Here is an 18,663-nt window from a genome sequence, read left to right as displayed (position 1 = left end):
GAAGACAAAGGGCTAAAATAAACATCATTTTAGCCCTTTTTGATGTTAGAAATTAACTGCGTGGCGCAAATAACATCACACTAACTCCAGCCAAACAGATCAAAGCACCCATCCAGTCATATAGATCAGGTGTTTTTCGATCGACCCACCAGCCCCAAAACACAGCAAGAATGACAAAAACACCGCCATAGGCAGCATAAACCCGTCCGAAAGTCGGAAACTGCTGAAAGGTCGGAATGACGCCATATGCGACTAGGATAAGGCTGCCGGCGATCCCGAAGCTGACAGGCTTTGCTTCACGGAGCCAAAGCCACACCAAATAGCCGCCGCCAATTTCTGCTAAACCTGCTAATAAAAAAAGAACTATCGTCACCATCATATATGGACACTCCAATTTCTCCAATTTACACCCTATTATGACATGCGGAAAGAATGCGTTCTACCTCAATTGAATGGAGAGATCAACTGATTAGAGAGTGGTCACACATGGATTCTTGACTTTTGTATCATGAGTGATCCAAATGGTCTGTTATGTCGTAAAGTAAGTACATTCTCATGAGGAGCACACTTCCTTTTTCAGCGCTCTTTTTTTCTCCTTGAAAAAAGAGTAAAGTACAAGGTAGGCTTATTTCAGTAAATCGAGTGATAAGCAATACGTGAAGGATTTCATGATGGATGCGCATGCTCTTTCTCATGAAAAAGGAAGGAGATGACCATGGACACACTGAAAGATTTTGAGCTGTATCACAAGATCAAATATGATCGTCACAAGCCCTCGCTTGAAGTGCTGTACGATCGCTATGAACGTGTATTATATTCGTTTATTTATAAAATGACTGGAAACCGTGAGCTCGCGGAGGAAGTGCTTCAAGAGGTCTTTATCAAGCTCTGGCGCGGCATAGGAGAATATCATACGGATAAAGGGAAATTCTCTTCGTGGTTATTCATGATGTCACGCAACACGGCCATTGATCTCTTAAGAAAGCACCGGAATGAAACGGCTTTGGAAGATGAGCATATTGAATATTTAGCCGATCATCAAGAAGATGTATCAAAAGAAGTGGAATGGAAAGAGGAAAAACAGATCATACGTGAAGCAGTATCTACATTGTCAAAAGAACAGCAAACCATCATAGAAGATGTCTATTTTAAAGGAATGACACAAAAGAGCATCGCTGAAAAGCTGGGCATCCCTATTGGTACGGTAAAGGGAAGGGTTCGATTGTCTTTGAAGCATTTGCGATCGAAACTGTCTCGCGGAGGAAAGGAGGAAGAGGCATGACTCAGTGTAAACATCAAGTGATTGATTATTTCAACGGGCATTTGCAAGGAGAAGAAAAAATGCAATTTGAAGAGCACATCAAGCACTGCCCAGCTTGCAAAGAAGAGCTTGAAGAATTGACAGCGCTCATGTCTGACATTCCACTTCTAGCCGAAGACCAAACACCTCCGGCAGGGATGAAAGACCGTATTTTATCCCAGGTGTTTGAAGAAGAGACAGTCGAAGAAAACAATAGCGATAGAAAAGAGCAAAAGGCTGCACCTGAGCCAAACGAAATCAAACCGCTGCAAAAGAAACGAAACCAATGGCTATTACCGCTCGTTGCCGCACTGCTTCTTATTTCATCAGCTGGAAATGTGTATTTCTTATCGAATGGAAAACAGCAGGCGGAAGAATCTGTCAGGGTTGTTGCCACAAAATCACTGGCTTCTGCCGCATCACCAAAAACGACAGGTGCTTTCTCAGTGATAGAGCATAACGGCAAAAAAGAACTTGTTGTGAGTGCAGACGGCTTAAAGGGTCAACTTGATTCATCTGCTGTTTATCAAGTGTGGCTCATTAAAGGAGATCAGCCAGTGCCAGCCGGTGCTTTTAAAACAGATAACAACGGGGAAGGAACCGTCACCTATGCGTTATCTGAAAAAGAAGCAAACGAATCATGGGATACTGTGGCTGTTACCCTTGAACCAAAAAAGGATAACAAGCTTCCGCAAGGTCCAGTTGTACTAAGCGCTACTTTTTAAGTTTGATTCATGAAAAGGATGCCTTCTTGAGGCATCCTTTATTGATAGCGAAGGGGAACATTTCGGCAAATGAAACGTAGTACATATGGAGGTGAAACAGATGAAAAGATCCATAGAAAAAGACCTATTTCTCTTATCAATCAGACACGCATTGATTGCCTGTTATTTTTTAGTCTTTCCGTTCGTTGCACAAGTCCTTTATACCCCATCACCTTTATTGCTCGTCCTCATCGCTCTTTTTATGATTCATAACCTAACAGAAAGTATTATTTTGTTCTACAAATCGAGAAGGATCAGAAAGCACCAGTCTGGTGATCTAACAAAACGCGGGCATGTCTTTAGCCAGCTCGTGCAAAGAGTTGAACAGCTCCTCATCGTCGGTTTTGTGATTCTTTTGATCAATGAATGGATACAGGGAAGAGTAGATCTAACTACTCTCTCATTCACTCTTTTTCTATTAATCATCGTTTTTCTGCAGCACATTCAGTTTTACTACGTTCAGCTATTTTTTAAATCCAACAGCTGGTTCACTTATGTTCCTTCTTTGCAAAAGGCACGTCCTTCATACATGGCGAGAGGGCGAAAGGCCCTGAAGAGGTCATAAATGTGCCATCACTCGTTTGACCCAGCCATAAACATCAGAAAATTATGATAAAATGTGGAAAGAAAGAATGGAGAAAGGGAGTGCGAGCGAGTGAAAGCAGTTGGACTATTGGAGTATTTACCGATTGAGCATGAGCAAAGCCTGATGGATCAAGAGGTTGAAAAGCCTAAAGCGTCTGGCAGGGATGTACTGGTGAAGATAGAGGCTGTGTCCGTGAATCCAGTTGATACAAAGGTGAGATCACCGAAGGATCAGAAGGAAGAAAAACTGAAAATTCTTGGCTATGATGCAAGCGGTACGGTTGTTGAAGTGGGCGAAGCGTGTACATTATTTCAGCCAGGCGATCACGTTTACTATGCGGGAGATATTACGCGTCAAGGCTCGAATAGTGAATACCAGCTTGTGGATGAGCGTATTGTGGCGAAAAAGCCAGCTAATCTATCCTTTGCAGAAGCAGCCGCGATGCCCCTTACAACAATTACGGCTTATGAGGCTTTATTTGACCGGATGCATATGAAGCGGAATGCAGAAGGCTCAACCTTGCTGATCATTGGTGGTGCAGGCGGGGTTGGTTCAATTGCCATTCAACTAGCCAAATTAGCGAAGGCAACTGTGATCGCAACCGCATCAAGACCAGAAACAAAAGAGTGGTGTCTGTCCTTAGGTGCCGATCATATCATTGATCATCATCAGCCGCTTCTCGAGCAGCTCAAGGAAAAAGGAATCGGTGAAGTGGATTTTATTTTATGCTTAAATGATACAGATGGACATTTCAAAGGCATGGCAGAAGCCATCAAACCGCAAGGCACGATCTGTACCATTGTCGAGAACAAGCACAACCTAGACATTCAGTTACTCAAAAATAAAAGTGCGGCATTTGTATGGGAATTCATGTTCACACGTCCTATGTATGAAACAGCGGACATGATCAAACAGCATGAGCTTTTGACAGAGGCGAGTGAGTTATTTGAGCAAGGAAAAATAACGCATACCTTAACAAAGGTTCTCAGTCCGATCAATGCTGCTAACTTGAAGCAGGCACATCAAACACTTGAGCAAGGAAAGATGATTGGAAAATTTGTTCTTGAAGGATTTGAGAGAGGAGAGAACGTATGACGTCATTACAATATCCGATTGGCTTATATGAACCAGTAGAAACAAAAACGAAAGCACAGCTGGAAGCATGGATTAATGAGCTGGCTGCAATCCCCGAAGAGTATGAAGCAGTGACTGCACCGTTGACAGATGCTCAGCTTGATACACCTTATCGGCCGGGAGGATGGACTGTTCGTCAGCTCATTCACCACGTAGCAGACAGCCATCTGAATGCATACTTACGATTCAAACTTGCTCTCACAGAAGATACACCGGACATACGTCCATATGATCAGGAGGGATTTGCCTCACTTCCTGACAGCAAGGCGCCCATCAGTTTATCCCTGCCTTTGATCAGCAGTCTGCATCGCAGGTGGGTCACTTTACTGCGGGGAATGTCAGAGAAAGACTTCAACGCTTCTTATTATCACCCTGCCGATCAACAAACGGTGTCCTTATATGATGCAACGGGAATGTACGTCTGGCATTCAAAGCATCACCTTGCCCATATCACGGAATTAATCAAAAGAAATCAGTGGAAGTAAAGGAGTAAACGCATGTCTGGAAGAAGAATTGTCGGCGCCATGTTTATCTGTATGGCGGCATTGTTTTATATAGCGAAATATGTTCTTTTTGAGATACGCTATAGTAACAGCTTAGGCTCAGAAAGAACGATTGAGGAACTTGAACAGCTGATTCCTGGCGGTACGTGGATCAGTATCCTTTTTCTCATTTTCGGCTTAGCCTATCTTTTATGGGATGACAGGGAAGTCATTCGTAAAAATCTTTTCACCCCAGATCGACAAATAGAAGAAACAAAAAAGACGGACCTCAAGTGACCGTCTTTTTTCTTTTTTACTTTTTTAGCCGCGTTCAGGACGCAGTGCTTTTTCTAAGATAGCAAGGCCTTCATTGACTTTTTCTTTTTCCTCGTCATTGAGCCGCTGCAGGGAATTTTTGATTTTTTCGTGTCCTTTTTGATAAATACTTCTGAAAATATTTTTCGCTTCCTCTGTCAGCTCTACGACAATGATTCTCCGGTCACGCTCAGAGTGCTTTCGCACGACAAAGTTAGACTGTTCTAACCGGTCAAGCAGACCTGTCATATTGGACAAAGAAGCGCCCATTTTTTCAGCGATTTCGGATACTTTGAGAGAGCCATGGTTATTGAGCAGCATGAGCACCTTCATTTGAGGCATACTCATATCAAGCTTCATCCATTCAGAAACATCTCCAAGACCTGCAGCTGTGAGCACTTTCATATAAAGAACCCATGTCTTTTTTTCCTCTGGAGATAGAATCTCTTCTTTTAATACGGTGGTGTCATGAATATTATATTCCACGCTTGTTCACTTCCTTTAAGCGGCTCTTTTTCTTTATATTACTGATTTTTACTTCTAATTGAAAGGTTCGTCAAGCTTTTGAATGTTAAACTGCATGAATCAAGTGGTATTTGTTGTATAATAATGTTCAGTTGAAATAATTGAAGCAACCTAGAAAGTTGGGAAAAACATGTGGAACAAAAAAACGGGTATGACGATCTTAAAAATGCTTTTTCCGATCGTGATTATCCTTGTATTGATCTTTGTCGCGAAGCAGGAGCTAAGCGGACTTTCCATTAAAAAGACGTTTTATATTATTGACAGCTTGAACCGAATGGATTTGTTTATTCTTGTCTTTCTTGGACTTGTTGCGGTTTTATCGATGTCCTTATATGATTTTATTTTACGAAAAAGCCTAAATATGCCGATCAGCGGTTGGAAAACGATTCGCATTTCCTGGATTGCAAACTCCTTTAACAGTGTTCTTGGATTCGGCGGTCTATCAGGAGCAGGGCTTAGAACGCTTCTCTATAAGGAGTACATAACAGATACGAAAAAACTGCTGAAAGGCATTGCCCTTTTGACTTCCTCTGTCCTTTTGGGCTTATCTATTTTCAGTGATCTGATCTTGGTCAGGGTGCTTCCTGTTGAAAGTATTATCAGCCAGGAGCCGTGGCTATGGGCATTTGTCATTATCTTTGCCTGTATTGTACCAATATATATCGTCATGGCATCTATTCGAAAAAGCTCGATTGAGAGCGGTGAAAATGGACTAAAGCATCCAATTTACGCTTATATCGGTGCATCATTTTTAGAATGGCTGGCAGCTGGACTTGTTATGTACATGGCTGTCGTCTCTATGGGAATGAATGTCGATGTCCGAATTGTATTAGGTGTATTTGCGATTGCATCAATTGGCGGTTTAATCAGTATGGTTCCGGGCGGATTTGGCTCGTTTGACCTCATCTTTTTACTGAGCATGCAGTACATTGGTTTTGATAAAGAGATGGTTCTGACGGCGCTCGTCTTGTATCGCTTCGTGTACTCAATCTTCCCGTTTATCCTAGGGCTTTGTCTAGCTGCTTACGATTTAACGGGCACGACGCTTAGACGTCTTGAAGGCAATCCGAAAATGGCACCTGCCATTGAAACAACGAACGTCTTAATTGTTTTGCACCGTGCTTTATTAATCCGGTTATTGTACGGATCTTTATCGATTTTAACCTTTGGAAGCGGCTTGCTTATCATGGCATCTGTTGTGCTTCCAGTCGATCGATTAGGTGTGATTACCAGCATTCCGCGCTTTCTTTTATCAGGATTTAATGGTCTTTCTTTAATGTTCGGAATCATTCTGATGATTTTGTCCATTGAAGTGTATAAAAGAACGAAAAGATCGTACGTGCTGACAATGATCTCCTTAGCAGGCGGTTTTGTGTTTACTTTGTTAAAGGGGTTTAACCTCAGTCTGATCTTTATTTTGCCAGTCATCATGGCTGTGTTTTTCTCTCTTCGAAATCAATTTGTGAAGCAGCAGGCACCTTATTCTTTGAATCAGTTTGTGGCGGCTGCCGCTGGATATTTATTCGTGCTCTTTAACTATAATGTCATTGGCAACTATATTTGGACAAAAATAGGGCATTTCTTGAGTAAGGATTATCTCGTTCACAATGAACGGCATATCACGATGACAAGCATGATTGCTCTCATCGGTGTCCCGCTTTTCTTCTTCATTAGTAAATTGATTTTTAATAAGAAAGCATTTCCGATTGGAGAAAAAGCAGATGAGGAAAAATTAAAAACGTTTTTAGAAGAAAAAGGCGGAAATGCCCTCAGTCATCTTGGCTTTTTAGGCGACAAAAAACTATTTTTCTCAAGTGATGGAGAAGCGATGCTTCAGTTTGGACGAATTGGCCGCTGCGTCATTGTGCTCGGAGATCCATCTGGACGTGAGGCGTCTTATCCGCTTGTACTTGAAGAGTTTTTACAGGAGACAGAAAAAGCCGGCTACCGCGTCGCTTTTTATCAAGTAGAACGAGAAGGGATGGCTCTTTATCATGACTTAGGTTTTCACTTCTTTAAGCTTGGGGAAGAAGCCATGGTCGATTTAGAAACGTTTACTCTGTCAGGTAAGAAAAAATCAAATTTACGAGCTGTGGCGAATAAATTTGAACGAGAAGGCTACACCTTTGAAATGCTGGAACCTCCCTTTTCAAATGAGTTGATCTCAACTTTAAAACAAATCTCTGACAGCTGGCTCGGAAAGAAAAAAGAAAAAGGGTTTTCGCTCGGTTATTTTCAAGAAGACTATCTTCAAAAAGCACCGATTGCGATTTTAAAGGATGAACAAGGGCAAATCATTTCCTTTGTATCATTAATGCCGATGTATCAAGAAGGGGAGATTTCCATCGATTTAATGCGTCATATGCATGATGCACCGAACGGGATGATGGATGCGCTGTTTATCCACCTGTTTCAATGGGCGAAAGAAAAAGGCTATAAATCGTTTAACATGGGAATGGCACCTTTATCGAATGTGGGGACGTTCCATCAGTCCTTTCTCACGGAGCGTTTGGCGAGTGTTATTTTCAACAATGTCAGATATATGTACAGCTTCAGCGGTTTACGGTCGTTTAAACAGAAGTATAAGCCTGAATGGCGTGGGAAATATTTAGCGTATAAAAAAAATACGTCACTGCCTGTCACAATGGTGCTTGTCACCAAGCTGATTGGGACGGACCCAAATCGAAATCGGCGTCGATAAACCAAAAGACCTTTACCTTTCACTAGGTGAAGGTTTTTTTAGACAAAAGAATAGCAAAAGTGGTAAAGTTGAAGGGTAAGGGGGATGTTCATATGACATTAAATGAATGGTTTACAAAGGGATTAGCTGAACGTACATATGTACACAACATGGAGAAAAACCGGGAAAATCTACTCACGGTGTACAACCAGTACGCAATTCATCAAAAAGAAAAAGAGCTGCTTCAAAAGCTGCAAAAGAAAAAGCTCAGAGCACTTGTCATCACAGCGGATTGGTGTGGGGATGCAATGGTCAATGTCCCGATTTTCATGCGTATTGCAAATGAAGCACTCATTGATGCGCGCTATTTCATTCGGGATGAGAATCTAGACCTGATGGATCAGTATTTAACGAACGGGACCGCAAGATCGATTCCGATTATCGTCATCATTGATCAGGACGGGAATGAAGTGGGGAAATGGGGACCTCGCTCAGCAGAAGCACAGCGCTTTGTGGACGAGAAAAAACCGGACAAAGATGCACCTGATTATGAAGAAGCTTTTCAAGTATTTGCGAAAGAAGCCGCACATCACTATACGACAGACCGCTACTTATGGAAAGATATTGAGAAAGAAATAGTAGAAGTTTTGGCAAAAATATAAACCAAAAGACTACTTCGCCGCAATGGGAAGTAGTCTTTTTTTATCTTGTTTTTGCGTTTTACCTACAAAACCACCGCATAAAGGTGTAGAAAACCGCAGAATTCTATCAAAAACCGCAGAAAACCGCAAAGCACCACGATTTTCCCAACCACTTTTAGTTGAAAAACCTCATATATGCCATGAAATCAATGATTTTGCCCTTATCCAAAGGCTCATATAACGCACAAGGGTTGGCTTTTTCCCAATACAAGAGGCCCAGCAACTATAGTAATCTAGTTGTAATCTCCTTTGAACGAACTAAAAAAATGACAGAAAAGGACAGGCGATTAATTTATGAAAAAAATCATTTATCTCGATCAAGAAAAAAAGAAGCTCGCTGAATCGAAAAAAAGAGAACAGCGTTCCATCAAATCACTGAGACTGCTTGTGTTTTATGATGGACAAAGTCCTTCATGTGCAAAAATGATTGATTTGTTAAAATCACTCGATTGGAAAAATCGGATTCACTTTGAATCCTTTAGACACTCGCAGCTGCTCAGGCTGAATAAAATCAGTGAAGAGAAGGCGGAAAAACGAATCGTGTCTATTTCCCTAGCCAAAAATCAAAAGAATTCAGGGATCTATACTTGGCTGCGTATGGCTTGCCATATCCCTGCATTATGGGGAACGGTCCCATTCATCATGCTCAGTATTTGGCTTGGCTTTGGACAGCATGCGTACGATTTTTTTGCAAAAAGACGGTATATTCATTCTGTCAAACGGATGAACCATCATGACACAGATCAGCAAAAGACCATTTAATAAATAGAAAAAGCATGACCTTCGATCGGCAGAAGGTCATGCTTTTTTGTAATAGGGAAGATATACTGTTAAATGATCTAGCAGCTTCTTTGTGTAGAACTTATAGGCCTGATCATCAAGCTCAGCACCTGCATAGGTAAGCAAGGTTCTAAGCGCAAACAAATATTCACTGTGCAGCTCATTGTGTTCAAAGTAAGGAAGGGCTGCTTCGATCAAATAGGTTTTCAAATCAAGAGGATTTTCCTCAATCATCAATTTATAGATTTTGATCATATATAAACAGTTTGGCTGAATACGAGGCTGTTTTAACAGCTCATGTATGTAGGGAAGTGCCTTTTTGCGGTCATATTCAGCATATAGTGTCGCAATTTCATATAGCGTTTCACAGTAACGGTCTTCTATCTGTTCTTGATTAAAGTAATTGAGTGAATCTAGTAAATAAGGCACAGCTGAAGAGAAATCACCTTCACGTTTTAAGAGCACCCCGTAATAAAAATATGCGGACATTTTAATATAGGCATCAGGGTAAAGGGAAGTGTGCAAAATCACTTCCTTTATATATTTCTTCGCAGTTTGATAGGCTTTTAGTTCAAGTGAGATCACGCCGTGAATAAGTGTACAGTGAATAATCCGCTTGAAATTGTTCTTTTGTCTATATAAATCCATCGCTTGATGTGTCGCTTCAAGCGCGTCACCGAGCTGTCCCATGTTTCCGAGTGCTTTTGCATAGTGATAATACAAATCACTTTGTTCAACTGAGGCGTAGGAAAAGCAGCTTTCAAGCTTTTTCAGCCCATCCTCAAGCTGACCAATTTTAATTTGATGAATACCGTCTAGATATTCAAAAATTTCTTTTTCCGTTTCAATAAACGTTTTTTCGAATTTTTTGAGCACGCGGTGTGTTTTTAAGGCAAGCGGCTGTTTTTCCGTTAATAAATAAAATTGAAATAAAGACAAATGATACTGTATGCCTAAATCCAGTGAAAAGAACTGCTCCTCGTGCTGAATGATCATTTCTGCATTTTGTTCAGCCTGATCGAGAGCATAGAAGTACATATTCATTTGAAACTCATCCAAAAGTGATAGCAGATGACGCGCCTTTTGTGACAGCTTTTCTTGGCTGATACCAAGCCGTTCAAGCAGCAGATTGATCGTATCTTGATTGGCCTCCTTTGAGCCATTTTCAATTTTACTTAAATGAGAGACAGAACAAATTCCTTCTGCCAATTCAGATTGGGTCATATTTTGTTTATAACGATAGAGTTTAATGATTTGTCCAATATTAATTTTCATTCCATCCAGAAGCCTCCCTTCCAATCATGGTTGAAAGCCTTTTGACAAAAAAACTGAATCAGACAAAATGGGAATACTTGAAAATCATTTCATCATCTTGGCTTTTTTCTCAAAATTTGTTTAAAACGTAATATGATTGTAACATTACTTGAAAAAGTCAAACAACTATTTAGCAGACGGGGAGGAGAGATACTTGATTTGCAACTGCACGCGATGATGTTTATAATGTGAATGAGAATCAATTTCAATTAAGGTTGATTGAGAGGATGACATATATGCCAGAAACGAAACAACAAACAGACGCGTTAACGGTTCGAGACGCTGTCAGATATAGACGATCGATTCGCAAATTCAAAGACACACCGGTGACGATTGAACAGCTTCAGCCGCTATTAGAGGATGCAGTCTATGCGCCGAACCATAAAATCACGGAGCCGTGGCGCTTTTTATATGCGGTGACGGATGAAGCCAAAGCCACATTTGTAGAGCGCTTCATTGCTTTCTTTCAGCGCAACAACCCAGATGCAAAAGAAGAAAAGATCAATCAATACAGAGATTACTTTTCTAAGGTCCCAGCGCTTTTACTTGTCGTACTAAAAGAAGACGAGAACCCTGTGGTGAGAAATGATGATTTTGCCGCCGTGAGCGCGCTTATTCAAAATCTCCAGCTGCTTGCATGGGATCAAGGAATCGGTATGGTATGGAAGAGCGGACGTATTTTATACGATAAAGGCTTTCAACAAGACATGGGATTAAAGGAAAACGAACGGTTTGCTGCGATCCTTCATATAGGTTATCCAGAAGAGGTGCCTGAGGAAAAATCACGCCAGAAAGCATCAAGTCTTCTTACTGAAATCAAATAAAAGAAAAGCAGACCGCTGAATAAGGTCTGCTTTTTTACTTATTGTTTTTTGGCGCGCTGATCGGCTGCTTTCATACGTGCCATTGCTTTTAAGTCATTCGGATCTGCAAGTTCTTTGGAAAATTCAACATATTCGCCATCCGTCTCTTGTGCTGCGAGCTCGTGGTTGGATTTTTTGTGTTGGTCTTTTTTCAAAGCCTTTCCCTCCTTTACAAGATCACTTTAGTTATGTGCTTGTTGGAGGGGAATATCCGTCTTATTTGTTTCTTTTTTCTGCTGCTCTTTCCGCTTTTTTGAATTCCTGCTGATACAGGACTTCCTGAGTTTTTTTCAGCTTTGAAGTTGGCTGGTGTTCTTTTTTCTTCATCAAAATCGCCCCCTCATATCATTTCTAATAGGATGGGTGTTTTTGACAACATTTATTCCTTAGAATGCAAAATCGCTTCTTTTAGTTCAGGGTGCAAAAAGTCATAAGAAGAGAGCAGTGCTTTTTTTGGCAGAGCACGCTGGCCTTCTAAAACAAGCAATGACATTTCACCGAGTGCCGTTTTGATCACAAACGATGGCACCTTCAGCCAATGGGGACGGTGAAGGGCAGAAGCAATGGTTTGTCCAAGCTGTTTCATTTGAACAGGATTCGGTGATGTCACATTGAGCGGGCCTGAGAGGTCGTCATTATGAATCGCATAGGCAATGAGATGTGCTACATCCTCAACATGCACCCATGAAACCCATTGCGAGCCAGCGCCAATTGTCCCGCCGGCAAACAGCTTGTAAGGAAGTGTCATCAGCGGCAGTGTGCCTTTTTCTCCTAACACGACGCCAAAGCGTGTGTAGACCGTACGAATGCCGAGGGCTTCAATCTTTTGCCCCTCAGCCTCCCAAAGTTTTGATGTATGACTTAAGAAATCAGTATCTGCAGGAGGTGACTCCTCCGTAAAATCTCCTGTTTGAGATGTGCCATAAATCCCGACAGCACTTGCTTGAATCAGCACAGATGGTTTTGATTCCTGCGCTTCTATAATGCGTCTTACCTCTTGTGTTGATTTGAGACGGCTGGAGAGGATGCCTTCTTTTGCCTTGTCTGTCCAGCGTGTGAAAATGGATTTTCCAGCAAGGTTAATCCATACATCGATGGCAGGCAATTCATGCTCAGGCGCAGCACCTTCGGTCAGCCACTGCACATAATGTAAATGATTTTGTTCGGATTCCTTTGGATTTCTTGTTAAAATATATAGATGATGTCCCTCAGCAGCGAGCACTTTTTTAACATGCTGGCCGATAAAACCGGTTCCTCCGGTAATGGCGATATTCAATTGACATCTCTCCTCTCATATACATACCTATATCTTTCACGATTTTGAATCAGAAGAAACATCCTGACTGTTTTGGAAAAGGAGTGATCACAGGATGCCCTATATTACAAAAATTTCTGCTCAGAAAAACAATACAGAGCGGGTCAACATCTTTCTTGATGAAAAGTACGCCTTTAGTGTTGATTTAGATGTGCTCGTCCAGCACGATTTGAAAAAAGGCAAAGAGCTGGACGAAGCAGATATCATTGAGATTCAATTCGGTGATTCGGTGAAAAAAGGATTTCAGCAGGCCGTTGATTATTTATCCTACCGTATGAGATCAGTGAAAGAAGTCACCGATTATTTAACGAAAAAAGAAATCCCGGCACCTGCTATTAGTGAAATTATACACAAATTAAAGCATTATAAGTATGTAAATGATCTTGAATTTGCAGAAGCCTATGTCAGCACCCATCGCAAAACGAACAGCAAAGGACCGTCCGTCCTAAAAAAAGAATTGAAGCTCAAAGGTATAGACGATGACACGATTGAACGGGCGCTATCGCAATACCCTGATGACTTACAGCTAGAGGAAGCTGTTAAGCAGGTTCTCAAGCTTGTTAAAAAAGAAAAAAATCGTTCTGCAAAAGAGATCGAGCAGCGCATTAAGCTGCAGCTGCAGCGAAAGGGTTTTTCGTTTGAGATCATTGATAAAGCCCTTCAAGAAGCCTATGATGGACAAGAAGAGGAAAAGGAAGAAGAGGCCCTCCTTTATATGCTGGAGAAGGCAAAACGCAAGGTAGGATATGACGGATCATTTGAAAAGAAGATGAAAGTGAAGCAATTTTTATTCAGAAAAGGCTTTGATCTCGATACAATTGATCACGTTTTAGACAAAGGGGAATGACAGATGGAAAAACGCTATAGTGAGATGACAGAATACGAATTGAAGCAGGAGATTGCCGCCCTTTCTGAAAAAGCACGAAAGGCTGAGCAGCTTGGCATTGTGAATGAATACGCAGTTTTAGAACGGAAAATCGATATGGCGAAAGCCTATTTATTAGATCCAGCCTTGATTCAAACGAAAACGACTTATCAAATCAAAGACACAGAAGAAGAGTTTTATGTGGAATATTTAAATGGCGTGTTTGCATGGGGATATAGAGTATCGGCTCCAAATAAGGAAGATGCCCTGCCGATTTCAATGCTGACGCAAAAGGACTGATCCAAAGAGATCAGTCCTTTTCTTTACTTCGAACGTTGTTTACGGACGTTGTTCTGAAGTACGATGTCGTGCTGCGTTTGCTGCGTTTCTCCGTTGACCTGAGAGGCAGAATGCTTTGCATTTGCCCATGGTTGAGGGTAAGCGGTTGTCCTTAATTGAACAAAGTCTGCCATATACGATTTCCCATTTGAACTCATATCTCAAGCACTCCCTTTGGAAAAATTAGCGTTTCCCTGATGCCCTCATACGTTCCTGTGGACGTGTATTCGTTTCACCATTCGGCCGTTTAGACGCATAAGCATCTGTAGCGCCTGGTTCGCCTTCAAACTTGTGATTTACCTGATTTGGAAAGCCTTTTGCTTTATTACGCATATCGATTCCCTCCAAACAATACAAATCATTTGCGTCTTTTGAAGACGTAAGGGTAGTATATGAAAAAAGAAGTTTTTTTAAAAAGGCACTTTCTGCTAGATGAAGGAGGAACAAGCATGGAACAATACTTTGAGCGACTAACAGAACAACTCATGGAAAAAAACAATATGCTGACATATGACGAAGCACGTACATGGGTAGAGCTGCTTTGGAGTGATTTTGAAACGACTTATGCAAAGGCTGGCCGCAAGTATAAAGGACAGGAAACAACAGAACGAATTGTCCAAGAGTGGATCGAGAGCTACGGCGCACAGCTGCATCTATTTCAAAATAAACAATCAAAGGCAAACGAGCATCTGCAACAAAACAATCGAGGGCTGCTTCATTAAAAGGTTGCCCTTTCACTTCATTCATCTTTTTCAATAAATAGGAAAATATACAAATGAACAAATAACTTTATGAAACAATACCCAGTCTGTGATCGAAATTACAGGCTTTTTACAATGATTAAACTTAAAATTACATTAAATTCATCCTGCTGAAAATCACTGGAAATAAAACTCTGATATAATGAAACGATTAAAGAGACATGTAATTTATGGATAATAAAAAAGGGTTTCGTTTTCTGACAAAAAAGGAATAATGAACATATCAGACTATGTGAAAAAAGTGAAGAGAAGGTGCGATATGGAACGGGAATTGCTCTCTGTGATAATTCCTTCTTACAATGAAGGTGAAAACATCAGACGAATCTTTGAGGCACTCGAGGAAGAGTTTCGCGATTTTCATTATGACTTTGAAATCATCTTTGTGAATGATGGAAGCAAAGACAATACGCTTCAATACATGAGAGAGCTCTCTCGCAAAAGTGCAAAGGTCAAATATATATCCTTTTCGCGTAACTTTGGAAAGGAAGCCGCTATTTTGGCAGGTCTTGAACATGCAAAAGGAGCAGCTGCGATTATTATGGACGCCGATCTGCAGCACCCGACGTATTTAATTCAGGACTTTGTCAGAGGGTATGAAGAAGGCTACCATCAAGTCATTGCCAAACGGAATCGTAAAGGTGACAGCAAGCTGCGCTCTTACCTGTCATCCATGTACTATAAGGTGATGAACAAGGTAGTAGAAGTGGACTTGCGTGATGGCGTCGGGGATTTCCGTTTAATTTCACGCCAAGCCATCGATGCACTGCTTCAGCTGAAAGAGGGAAATCGTTTTTCAAAAGGGCTTTTTTGCTGGATTGGGTTTGAAGAAAAGGTCATCTATTATGAAAATGTAGAAAGACAGCATGGTGATACAAAATGGTCACTGAAAAAATTATTTAACTATGGCATAGATGGCGTCATTTCTTTTAACAACCGCCCGCTGCGAATTTGTTTTTATACCGGCATACTGATCTTATTTCTCTCATTGATTTACATCGTGGCCACCTTTATTCAAATCGTCAGAACGGGCATTATGGTGCCGGGTTATTTTACTTTAATATCAGCTGTGCTGTTCCTCGGGGGTGTCCAGCTTTTGAGTCTAGGCGTGATTGGAGAATATATTGGCCGTATCTATTATGAAACGAAAAAGAGGCCGCATTATTTAATCCAGGAATCAAATGTGATGGAACAAGAGACAAGCTCAAAGGAACAAGACCGAGTGTTAACGCAGTTATTTAAATAACGTGGAGTCAAATAACCGGCAAGCACGAATCGCTTGCTGGGTTGTTTTGTTTCAAAGAACAGTGGATCTTTTGTGGAAAGGATTTAGATGATGAAACGTAGATGGATAATCATAGGAATGTGCCTCATTCTCGCTTTATTAGGACACTCCTTTTTCTTATATGAATATACGCAAGGCCGGTATATGACAGGAGATGGAGACGGGATCTCACAAATGCTCCCATTTAAAAAGCTGCTGTACGATGAATACGTCAAAGGGAACTTCTTTTATTCCTATCAATTCGGTCTAGGCGGCGGTACATATACGCAATTAGGTTATTATTTCACAACGTCGACTGTCTTTATGGTCACGGTCGCTGTCGTCTGGCTGATGAATGCACTTCATCTTATCCAGTCAACGGACATCCATTTCTGGGCAAATGCCGTCATTTGGCTGAGTGTGATCAAGCTGACACTTATTCTGTTCATCGCTTACCGTGTGCTTCTTTCAATGGTTCAGCATAGGCTGAGCGCATTAACAGGAGCCGCAATTTACGGATTGTCTATTGTGTATTTTCGGCATCAAACGTTTTGGGAGTTTTTCACCGACAGTATGATGTGGCTCCCGCTGCTTGTACTTGGGGTTGAACGGATTTTCAAAACGGGTAAGCCGGCTTGGTTTATTGCGAGTTGCAGCCTGATGCTCATCAACAATTTTTACTTTGCTTATATTCATTTTATCTTTTTAGCGATCTATCTTGTCTTCAGATATATCATCAAGCTGCGAAGTGAGGAGAACGGGTGGAAGGTATTCTGGACGCTGGCGGTCTCTACGCTGTTATCCTTTGGTATCAGTGCTGCCTTTTTTGTCCCGTCTGTCTATGGATTTCTTAATAATATAAGACCGCCATATGATCAATCTATACCTTGGTTTGATCTGCATGATCATCTGCTGTTTACAAGCAGGGTGTATTTATTACCTGTGATTTTTCTCATTTGTATGTTCCTCGTTCCGCTTTACCGGAACAGGTGGTTTTTTATGTTTACATCGATCAGCGTTCTGCTTATTGTTTTTCACTACAGTCCAAAGATGGCGAGCGTGTTTAATGGTTTTTCAGCACCGCAGTACAGATTTGAATACATTCTTGCCTTTACAGTTGGAGCGGTCGTAGCCATCACCATCAAGCATTTCTCGCAAATCGAGTGGAAGTGGAAAAAGCGTGCGGTCTTAGGCGCTTGGATCGTGTTTCTTCTCGCAGTCATCTTATCAGAACGAGCAAAGGGAAATATGGATGTTGTTGTATTTACAGGCATAGGGCTGCTTGTGATCAGCGTGTTTTTCCTTGTGATTCATGCGGAAAAACGCCAGCACCTTCGTCTCTTTTCAGCTGTGCTCATCGTTGTCAGCTTACTGACAGCAGGCGTGTATCAGCAGGGCTACTTATCTGAAAGAAGCAATATTAAGAGCGTATCAGATACGTATCTGAATAGTGAGGCATATGCTGGACATGAGCAAATGAAGCTCATTCAGCAGATTCAAAGCCGCTCTTCAAAAGATCCGCTTGCCCGGATTGATTGGATGAATGGCGTGCGCAACAATACCCCGTTATTTGAAGGCTTTCAAGGCATGAGTGCGTATTCAAGTATATTGAATCAGCAGTTGCTCAATTTCTACTGGAATGACCTGCAAATCGATATGGGACGTGAAAGTGTCAGCCGTTATGCAACAATGGGGGACAGGGTGAATTTATACAGCCTGACCTACGGAAAGTATTATATGAGAGACAATACGATGCCTTACTCACCACCAGCTTATTTTAAGCCAATATTGGAAAGCGAGCATTATAAAGTGTATGAAAATACACGGCCGCTGCCATTTGCAAGAACAACAAGCGCCGTTTATTCAGAAGAATCCTTAAAAAATGCCTCAGCGCTTGATAGAGAGCATGCAATGCTGCAAGGTGTGATTTTAGACAAAAAAGGAAACGCTGAAATTGAGCGCACGCCAAATCGAGTCAAGGATACAAATATTCATACCGAACAAGCTATATACGAACATGGTGTGCTTGATGTATACGGAGAAACAGGCGGCCTGAATATCACGCTGCCAGATGATATGGCCCGCGCTGGAGATGTGTATGTGAGCTTTTATGTGAAGCGGACAGACCGAAACGAAGGATTTCAGTTATCCGTTGACAACTACGTCACCTCACGAAAAAGCAATACATCCATCTACAAAACAGGCGTCAATGAAGTGACGATTCGAGTCCCTGCGGAAAAAATCCTTTCCATTCGAGTACCAAAAGGGACGTATGAACTCGATCAACTGAAGCTGTACCAAGAGCCTTACCGCATTCTAGAAAAAGCATATGAAAAAGAAAAACAGGATAATGGCAGCCAGCAAGTAAAGCTCGAAAACAACCGCTTTACGATTTCATATGATAACAAACGCGGCGATGATTATATGATCTTGCCAGTACCATATGAAAAAGGCTGGGAGCTCACGGTAAACGGAAAGCATACCGATATTGAACAAGCCAATTACGCCTTTATCGGTTTTCCAATAGAAAAAGGCAAAAATGAGATTGTGCTAACCTACTATCCGCCTTATATCAGAATTCTCGCGTTGATTTCACTCGTCAGTTTGATCGGTGCGATCCTATATGCACGAAGAAAACACAAGAAACACCACTTTTCATCATAAGTGGTGTTTTTTTA

Annotated in this window: 23 protein-coding genes; 15 read left to right on the top strand and 8 right to left on the bottom strand. The window is 41.4% G+C overall.

Going from position 1 to position 18,663, the window contains the following annotated elements; translation table 11 throughout:
• Window positions 1-52 precede the first annotated feature (52 nt).
• The gene (locus AMR95_RS02190; protein WP_024425817.1) at window positions 53-379 is read right to left on the bottom strand and encodes a YnfA family protein; all 327 of its coding nucleotides are present in this window, start codon (window positions 377-379) and stop codon (window positions 53-55) included.
• A 336-nt stretch (window positions 380-715) separates the two neighbouring features.
• Between AMR95_RS02190 and AMR95_RS02185 the strand changes: the two genes are divergently transcribed.
• From AMR95_RS02185 to AMR95_RS02160, 6 genes are all read left to right on the top strand, one after another.
• A complete protein-coding gene (locus AMR95_RS02185; protein ID WP_039177235.1) occupies window positions 716-1,282 on the top strand; it encodes an RNA polymerase sigma factor in 567 nt (188 codons plus the stop codon).
• Window positions 1,279-2,025: an anti-sigma factor gene (locus tag AMR95_RS02180; protein WP_058837452.1), complete on the top strand. Its 747-nt coding sequence runs from the start codon at window positions 1,279-1,281 to the stop codon at window positions 2,023-2,025. The genes AMR95_RS02185 and AMR95_RS02180 overlap by 4 nt, the downstream gene beginning before the upstream one ends.
• Before the next feature lie 100 nt (window positions 2,026-2,125).
• Window positions 2,126-2,629, top strand: a complete 504-nt coding sequence (locus tag AMR95_RS02175; RefSeq protein WP_058837451.1) for a hypothetical protein — start codon at window positions 2,126-2,128, stop codon at window positions 2,627-2,629.
• Window positions 2,630-2,719: 90 nt separating this feature from the next.
• The gene (locus AMR95_RS02170; RefSeq protein WP_058837450.1) at window positions 2,720-3,745 is read left to right on the top strand and encodes a zinc-binding alcohol dehydrogenase family protein; all 1,026 of its coding nucleotides are present in this window, start codon (window positions 2,720-2,722) and stop codon (window positions 3,743-3,745) included.
• Complete coding sequence (locus tag AMR95_RS02165) at window positions 3,742-4,269, top strand: YfiT family bacillithiol transferase (protein WP_058837449.1); 528 nt, start codon at window positions 3,742-3,744, stop codon at window positions 4,267-4,269. The genes AMR95_RS02170 and AMR95_RS02165 overlap by 4 nt, the downstream gene beginning before the upstream one ends.
• A gap of 12 nt (window positions 4,270-4,281) precedes the next feature.
• Window positions 4,282-4,563 (top strand): hypothetical protein, encoded by a 282-nt coding sequence (locus tag AMR95_RS02160; RefSeq protein WP_058837448.1) that lies wholly within the window; start codon window positions 4,282-4,284, stop codon window positions 4,561-4,563.
• Between the two features lie 24 nt (window positions 4,564-4,587).
• On the opposite strand, the gene AMR95_RS02155 is transcribed toward AMR95_RS02160, so the two are convergent.
• Window positions 4,588-5,067, bottom strand: a complete 480-nt coding sequence (locus tag AMR95_RS02155) for a MarR family transcriptional regulator (RefSeq protein WP_024425228.1) — start codon at window positions 5,065-5,067, stop codon at window positions 4,588-4,590.
• A 169-nt stretch (window positions 5,068-5,236) separates the two neighbouring features.
• Between AMR95_RS02155 and mprF the strand changes: the two genes are divergently transcribed.
• From mprF to AMR95_RS02140, 3 genes are all read left to right on the top strand, one after another.
• Window positions 5,237-7,807, top strand: a complete 2,571-nt coding sequence (gene mprF / locus AMR95_RS02150) for a bifunctional lysylphosphatidylglycerol flippase/synthetase MprF (protein ID WP_039177250.1) — start codon at window positions 5,237-5,239, stop codon at window positions 7,805-7,807.
• A 92-nt stretch (window positions 7,808-7,899) separates the two neighbouring features.
• Window positions 7,900-8,448 carry a thioredoxin family protein gene (locus tag AMR95_RS02145; RefSeq protein WP_039177253.1) on the top strand — a complete coding sequence of 183 codons (549 nt, stop codon included), beginning with the start codon at window positions 7,900-7,902 and terminating at the stop codon, window positions 8,446-8,448.
• Window positions 8,449-8,781: 333 nt separating this feature from the next.
• On the top strand, window positions 8,782-9,249 hold the full coding sequence (locus AMR95_RS02140) for a thiol-disulfide oxidoreductase DCC family protein (protein ID WP_039177256.1): 468 nt from the start codon (window positions 8,782-8,784) through the stop codon (window positions 9,247-9,249).
• A 36-nt stretch (window positions 9,250-9,285) separates the two neighbouring features.
• Here the strand turns inward: AMR95_RS02140 and AMR95_RS02135 are convergent, their stop codons facing one another.
• On the bottom strand, window positions 9,286-10,542 hold the full coding sequence (locus AMR95_RS02135) for a transcriptional regulator (protein ID WP_039177258.1): 1,257 nt from the start codon (window positions 10,540-10,542) through the stop codon (window positions 9,286-9,288).
• A gap of 275 nt (window positions 10,543-10,817) precedes the next feature.
• Between AMR95_RS02135 and AMR95_RS02130 the strand changes: the two genes are divergently transcribed.
• Window positions 10,818-11,405, top strand: a complete 588-nt coding sequence (locus AMR95_RS02130; protein WP_058837447.1) for a nitroreductase family protein — start codon at window positions 10,818-10,820, stop codon at window positions 11,403-11,405.
• Between the two features lie 38 nt (window positions 11,406-11,443).
• Here the strand turns inward: AMR95_RS02130 and AMR95_RS02125 are convergent, their stop codons facing one another.
• The 3 genes from AMR95_RS02125 to AMR95_RS02120 all read right to left on the bottom strand — a co-directional run bounded on the left by AMR95_RS02125 (window position 11,444) and on the right by AMR95_RS02120 (window position 12,720).
• A complete protein-coding gene (locus AMR95_RS02125; RefSeq protein ID WP_041087330.1) occupies window positions 11,444-11,599 on the bottom strand; it encodes a YfhD family protein in 156 nt (51 codons plus the stop codon).
• A 61-nt stretch (window positions 11,600-11,660) separates the two neighbouring features.
• Entirely contained in the window at window positions 11,661-11,771 is a 111-nt protein-coding gene (locus AMR95_RS18710) for a YfhE family protein (protein WP_017358836.1), read from the bottom strand.
• 52 nt (window positions 11,772-11,823) lie between these two features.
• On the bottom strand, window positions 11,824-12,720 hold the full coding sequence (locus AMR95_RS02120) for a TIGR01777 family oxidoreductase (protein ID WP_058837446.1): 897 nt from the start codon (window positions 12,718-12,720) through the stop codon (window positions 11,824-11,826).
• A gap of 94 nt (window positions 12,721-12,814) precedes the next feature.
• Here AMR95_RS02120 and recX point away from each other — a divergent pair, with 94 nt between their 5' ends.
• Both recX and AMR95_RS02110 read left to right on the top strand, forming a co-directional pair.
• Window positions 12,815-13,606: a recombination regulator RecX gene (recX, locus tag AMR95_RS02115; protein WP_058837445.1), complete on the top strand. Its 792-nt coding sequence runs from the start codon at window positions 12,815-12,817 to the stop codon at window positions 13,604-13,606.
• 3 nt (window positions 13,607-13,609) lie between these two features.
• Window positions 13,610-13,924 (top strand): YfhH family protein, encoded by a 315-nt coding sequence (locus AMR95_RS02110; RefSeq protein WP_047202061.1) that lies wholly within the window; start codon window positions 13,610-13,612, stop codon window positions 13,922-13,924.
• 23 nt (window positions 13,925-13,947) lie between these two features.
• Here the strand turns inward: AMR95_RS02110 and AMR95_RS18705 are convergent, their stop codons facing one another.
• Window positions 13,948-14,121: a YpzG family protein gene (locus AMR95_RS18705; RefSeq protein WP_008360604.1), complete on the bottom strand. Its 174-nt coding sequence runs from the start codon at window positions 14,119-14,121 to the stop codon at window positions 13,948-13,950.
• 25 nt (window positions 14,122-14,146) lie between these two features.
• Window positions 14,147-14,296 (bottom strand): small, acid-soluble spore protein K, encoded by a 150-nt coding sequence (locus AMR95_RS02105; RefSeq protein ID WP_003217849.1) that lies wholly within the window; start codon window positions 14,294-14,296, stop codon window positions 14,147-14,149.
• Window positions 14,297-14,412: 116 nt separating this feature from the next.
• On the opposite strand from AMR95_RS02105, the gene AMR95_RS02100 reads away from it, so the two are divergent.
• The 3 genes from AMR95_RS02100 to AMR95_RS02090 all read left to right on the top strand — a co-directional run bounded on the left by AMR95_RS02100 (window position 14,413) and on the right by AMR95_RS02090 (window position 18,649).
• Window positions 14,413-14,685 (top strand): YfhJ family protein, encoded by a 273-nt coding sequence (locus AMR95_RS02100; RefSeq protein WP_024425219.1) that lies wholly within the window; start codon window positions 14,413-14,415, stop codon window positions 14,683-14,685.
• 298 nt (window positions 14,686-14,983) lie between these two features.
• Window positions 14,984-15,967, top strand: coding sequence for a glycosyltransferase family 2 protein (locus AMR95_RS02095; RefSeq protein WP_024425218.1), 984 nt, complete (start codon window positions 14,984-14,986; stop codon window positions 15,965-15,967).
• A gap of 87 nt (window positions 15,968-16,054) precedes the next feature.
• Window positions 16,055-18,649 carry a YfhO family protein gene (locus AMR95_RS02090; protein WP_058837444.1) on the top strand — a complete coding sequence of 865 codons (2,595 nt, stop codon included), beginning with the start codon at window positions 16,055-16,057 and terminating at the stop codon, window positions 18,647-18,649.
• Window positions 18,650-18,663 lie beyond the last annotated feature (14 nt).

It is taken from the genome of Bacillus sp. G1(2015b), assembly GCF_001482475.1.
In the GTDB taxonomy this organism is placed as follows: Bacteria; Bacillota; Bacilli; order Bacillales; family Bacillaceae; genus Bacillus; species Bacillus safensis.
Note: the sequence above shows the minus strand (reverse complement) of the source record. Positions and strands in the feature narration are given on the sequence as shown.

Bases quoted from the DNA above. Each gene is read 5' to 3' on its own strand.
- AMR95_RS02190 (WP_024425817.1), bottom strand. From the start codon at position 379: ATGATGGTGACGATAGTTCTTTTTTTATTAGCAGGTTTAGCAGAAATT.
- AMR95_RS02185 (WP_039177235.1), top strand. From the start codon at position 716: ATGGACACACTGAAAGATTTTGAGCTGTATCACAAGATCAAATATGAT.
- AMR95_RS02180 (WP_058837452.1), top strand. From the start codon at position 1,279: ATGACTCAGTGTAAACATCAAGTGATTGATTATTTCAACGGGCATTTG.
- AMR95_RS02175 (WP_058837451.1), top strand. From the start codon at position 2,126: ATGAAAAGATCCATAGAAAAAGACCTATTTCTCTTATCAATCAGACAC.
- AMR95_RS02165 (WP_058837449.1), top strand. From the start codon at position 3,742: ATGACGTCATTACAATATCCGATTGGCTTATATGAACCAGTAGAAACA.
- AMR95_RS02160 (WP_058837448.1), top strand. From the start codon at position 4,282: ATGTCTGGAAGAAGAATTGTCGGCGCCATGTTTATCTGTATGGCGGCA.
- mprF (WP_039177250.1), top strand. From the start codon at position 5,237: ATGTGGAACAAAAAAACGGGTATGACGATCTTAAAAATGCTTTTTCCG.
- AMR95_RS02145 (WP_039177253.1), top strand. From the start codon at position 7,900: ATGACATTAAATGAATGGTTTACAAAGGGATTAGCTGAACGTACATAT.
- AMR95_RS02140 (WP_039177256.1), top strand. From the start codon at position 8,782: ATGAAAAAAATCATTTATCTCGATCAAGAAAAAAAGAAGCTCGCTGAA.
- AMR95_RS02135 (WP_039177258.1), bottom strand. From the start codon at position 10,542: ATGAAAATTAATATTGGACAAATCATTAAACTCTATCGTTATAAACAA.
- AMR95_RS02130 (WP_058837447.1), top strand. From the start codon at position 10,818: ATGCCAGAAACGAAACAACAAACAGACGCGTTAACGGTTCGAGACGCT.
- AMR95_RS18710 (WP_017358836.1), bottom strand. From the start codon at position 11,771: ATGAAGAAAAAAGAACACCAGCCAACTTCAAAGCTGAAAAAAACTCAG.
- recX (WP_058837445.1), top strand. From the start codon at position 12,815: ATGCCCTATATTACAAAAATTTCTGCTCAGAAAAACAATACAGAGCGG.
- AMR95_RS02110 (WP_047202061.1), top strand. From the start codon at position 13,610: ATGGAAAAACGCTATAGTGAGATGACAGAATACGAATTGAAGCAGGAG.
- AMR95_RS18705 (WP_008360604.1), bottom strand. From the start codon at position 14,121: ATGAGTTCAAATGGGAAATCGTATATGGCAGACTTTGTTCAATTAAGG.
- AMR95_RS02105 (WP_003217849.1), bottom strand. From the start codon at position 14,296: ATGCGTAATAAAGCAAAAGGCTTTCCAAATCAGGTAAATCACAAGTTT.
- AMR95_RS02100 (WP_024425219.1), top strand. From the start codon at position 14,413: ATGGAACAATACTTTGAGCGACTAACAGAACAACTCATGGAAAAAAAC.
- AMR95_RS02095 (WP_024425218.1), top strand. From the start codon at position 14,984: ATGGAACGGGAATTGCTCTCTGTGATAATTCCTTCTTACAATGAAGGT.
- AMR95_RS02090 (WP_058837444.1), top strand. From the start codon at position 16,055: ATGATGAAACGTAGATGGATAATCATAGGAATGTGCCTCATTCTCGCT.